This is a genomic window from Methylobacterium sp. J-026, from assembly GCF_022829585.1.
Taxonomy (GTDB): domain Bacteria; phylum Pseudomonadota; class Alphaproteobacteria; order Rhizobiales; family Beijerinckiaceae; genus Methylobacterium.
Window position 1 is genome coordinate 1 of sequence record NZ_JAKSYC010000335.1, and the last position, 3435, is coordinate 3435.

The 3435-nt window shown below is 72.4% G+C and carries 3 protein-coding genes; all 3 read right to left on the reverse strand.

The window, feature by feature from the left end; all coding sequences use genetic code 11:
• Nucleotides 1-111: 111 nt before the first annotated feature.
• From MKK69_RS29060 to MKK69_RS29070, 3 genes are read right to left on the reverse strand one after another with little or no spacing between them, the layout of a single operon-like run.
• The gene (locus MKK69_RS29060; protein WP_243973640.1) at nt 112-1035 is read right to left on the reverse strand and encodes an ABC transporter ATP-binding protein; all 924 of its coding nucleotides are present in this window, start codon (nt 1033-1035) and stop codon (nt 112-114) included.
• The gene (locus tag MKK69_RS29065) at nt 1032-2048 is read right to left on the reverse strand and encodes an ABC transporter ATP-binding protein (RefSeq protein WP_243973641.1); all 1017 of its coding nucleotides are present in this window, start codon (nt 2046-2048) and stop codon (nt 1032-1034) included. Before MKK69_RS29065 ends, MKK69_RS29060 begins: the two co-directional genes overlap by 4 nt.
• On the reverse strand, nt 2045-2959 hold the full coding sequence (locus MKK69_RS29070; RefSeq protein WP_243973642.1) for an ABC transporter permease: 915 nt from the start codon (nt 2957-2959) through the stop codon (nt 2045-2047). Before MKK69_RS29070 ends, MKK69_RS29065 begins: the two co-directional genes overlap by 4 nt.
• Nucleotides 2960-3435 lie beyond the last annotated feature (476 nt).

Genomic DNA, 3435 nt, shown 5'->3' on the forward strand with positions numbered 1-3435 from the left:
GGCCTCGAAGGAGCCCTCCAGGGATCGCGCGGCTGGCTGGAGCCCTCCTTCGAGGCTCGCTGCGCTCGCGCCTCAGGATGAGGTGGAGATAGGGGGAAGCCGTGAAGGCCGTCACGCGGGCCTCCCCTCCGGTAGCGCCACCCAATGCCCCGGCGCCACCTCGGTGAGCGGCCCGTCCGGCGGCTGGTCGTGGCCGCCGGGGTCGCGGGCGGCGAGGCGGGCGCGCTCCTCGGCCGGGTGCGGGACTGGCACGGCGGCGAGGAGGCGGCGGGTGTAGGGATGGCGCGGATCCGCGTAGAGGGCGTCCGCCTCGGCCAGCTCGACGATCCGCCCGCGCCAGAGCACCGCCACCCGGTGGCAGAGGTAGCGCACCATCCGCAGGTCGTGGGAGATGAACAGGTAGGACAGGCCCATCTCGTCCTGCAGATCCTGGAGCAGGTTCACCACCTGCGCCTGGATCGACACGTCGAGCGCCGCGATCGGCTCGTCGGCGACGATGAAGCTCGGCTTGAGGGCGATCGCCCGGGCGATGCAGATGCGCTGGCGCTGGCCGCCCGAGAACTGGTGCGGGTAGCGCCCCATGAACCGCGGATCGAGCCCGACCCGCTGGAACAACGCCGCGACCGCCTCCCGCCGTTCGGCGCTGCGCATGTCCCGCCGGTGCAGCTTGAACGCCTCCGCAACGTAGTCCCCGGCGCTCATCCGCGGGTTGAGGGCTGCGTAGGGATCCTGGAATACGGTCTGCATCCGGGCGCGCATCTTCCGCATCGCCGCCGCCGGGAGCTTGGCGAGGTCGGTCCCCTCGAACGCGATCGTGCCGGAGGTCGGCGGGTTGAGCATCGTCACGGCCCGGCCGATCGTCGACTTGCCGGAGCCGGATTCGCCGACGAGGCCCAGGGTCTCGCCGGGTCGGATGTCGAAGCTGACATCCTCGACGGCGCGGAACACCGAGGCCTTGCCGCCCCACCAGGAGCGCAGGGGATAGTGCTTGGTGAGGTTCCGGACCGACACGACGGGATAGAGGGGTGCGTTCACCGTGCCGCCTCCTGCGCCAGGATCTTCGGCAGGTCGTACCAGGCGGCGACGAGGTGGCCCGGCGCCCCGCCGGGCGCCTGCGCCAGGGGCGGCATCTCGGCCCGGCAGCGGGGCGTCGCGTAGGCGTTGCGCGGCGCGAAGGGATCGCCGGGCGGCGGGTGGCGCATGTCCGGGGGCGCCCCCTCGATCTGGTGCAGGCGCCGCCGCCCGGCCCGGCCGCCGGAGAGGTCCGGCAGGGAGCGCAGCAGCCCGAGCGTGTAGGCGTTGCGGGGATCGGCGAAGATGTCGTCCACCGGGCCGCGCTCCAAGATGCGGCCGGCATACATCACCTGCACGGTGTCGCTGATGCCGGCCACCACGCCGAGGTCGTGGGTGATCCAGATGATCGCCATACCGAGCTCGCGCTTCAGCTCCTGCACCAGGGCGACGATCTCGGCCTGGACGGTGACGTCGAGCGCCGTGGTCGCCTCGTCGGCGATCAGCAGCTTCGGCCGGCAGCTCAGCCCGATGGCGATCATCACCCGCTGGCGCTGGCCGCCGGAGAACTCGTGCGGGTACTGGTCGAGGCGCGCGGCCGCGTTCGGGATGCGGACGAGGTCGAGCAGGTCCTTCGCCCGGGCGCGGGCCGCACGGGCGTCGAGGCCGAGATGGATCCGCAGGGGCTCGACGATCTGCGCCGCCACGCTCATGCCGGGGTTGAGGGAACTCATCGGGTCCTGGAATACGAAGCCGATCGCGCCGCCGCGGATGTTTCGGAGTTCCCGCTCCTTCAGGGCGAGGAGGTCGCGGCCCTCGAACAGCACCTGCCCGCCGGTGATCCGGCCCGGCGGGCGCGGGATCAGCCCCAGCATGGCCAGCACGTGCACGCTCTTGCCGGAGCCCGATTCGCCGACGATCCCGAGCGTCTCGCCCTCCTGCAGGGTGTAGGACACGCCGTTGACCGCGTGGACCGCGCCGCCGTCAGTGTCGAAGGCGACCGCGAGATCGCGGACGTCGAGGAGGGGCTTCGTCATGTCCGCTGCCTCGGGTCGAGGGCGTCGCGCAGCCCGTCGCCGAACAGGTTGAAGGCGAGCACGGCCAGGAAGATCGAGAGGCCGGGCCAGATCGCCATCCAGGGCGCCTGATCCATGAAGTTCTTGGCGGTGTTGAGCATCGCCCCCCAGGATGGCTCGGGTGGCTGCTGGCCGAGGCCGAGGAAGGACAGGCTCGCCTCCGCGATGATGGCGGCCGCGATGGTCAGCGTCGCCTGGACGAGGATCGCCGGGACGATGTTGGGCAGGATGTGGACGAACGCGATCCGCCAGGGCGGGTTGCCCATGGCGCGGGCCGCTTCGACGAACTCCTCCGCCGCCACCGCGCGCACCTGCGCCTGGGTCAGCCGGATGAAGGTCGAGGTCGCCGACAGGCCGATGGCGATCATGGCGTTGACGAGGCTCGGGCCGAGGAAGGCCGCGAGCGCGATCGCCAGGATCAGGAACGGGATCGCCAGCAGCGCGTCGGTCAGCCGGGAGATCGCCCCGTCGATCCAGCCGCCCGCGTAGCCGGCGAGCAGGCCGAGCGGCAGTCCGAGGGAGACGGCGAGCGCTACCGAGACGAGGCCCGCCCCGAGGGAGGCGCGGGCGCCGTAGATGATCCGCGAGAGGACATCGCGCCCGACCTCATCGCCGCCGAACGGGTGCGCGAGGCTGGGCGCGCCGCGGACGTTGCCCCAGTCGGTGGCGGTCGGGTCGTAGGGGGCGATCCAGGAGGCGAAGACCGCCATCAGGATCAGCAGCCCGACGATGACGAGGCCCGCGATCGCGCTCCTGCGCGCGCGCAGGCGGCGCCAGAAGGCCGTGATGGTGCCGGGTTCCTGGACGAGGCCCGGGTTGCCGGTGGGCGCTGCGATGCCGGTGGTCCCGGCGATGGGGGTGCCGGTGCTCATCGGGCGCTCGGGACGTTGGCGGCGACGTTAGACCCACGCGCCCTCCCTCCCCCCTCTGCGGGGGAGGGAGGCCGGTGCGCTTGAACATGACCCGCATGGCCGCCTCCGCTACGGGTTCACGCCGGGGGCGGGCAGGTGGGCGGGCACGTTGAGCACGCCGTAGGCGGCGCCGGCGCAGACCACGACGCCCTGGCCGGCGCCGCAGTCCGGGAGTGCGGACGGGCGCGCTGGAGGGAAACACTGTAGGCCTGAGTGTAGATCGGGGCATGGCGGCGCGGCGGGTCCGGGGGCCCACTGGGCGATCGGGACGTTCCCCGCGACGGTAGACGGACGAGGCCACCCTCCCCCGCAAAGGGGGGAGGGAGGGCGGTGCGCTTGAACATGACCCTCATGCCCGCCTCAGCTTCGGGTTCACGGCCGCGGAGAGCAGGTCGGCGGCGAGGTTGAGCACGATGTAGGTGGCGGCGGTGCAGATC

Bases quoted from the DNA above. Each gene is read 5' to 3' on its own strand.
- MKK69_RS29065 (WP_243973641.1), bottom strand. From the start codon at position 2,048: ATGACGAAGCCCCTCCTCGACGTCCGCGATCTCGCGGTCGCCTTCGAC.
- MKK69_RS29070 (WP_243973642.1), bottom strand. From the start codon at position 2,959: ATGAGCACCGGCACCCCCATCGCCGGGACCACCGGCATCGCAGCGCCC.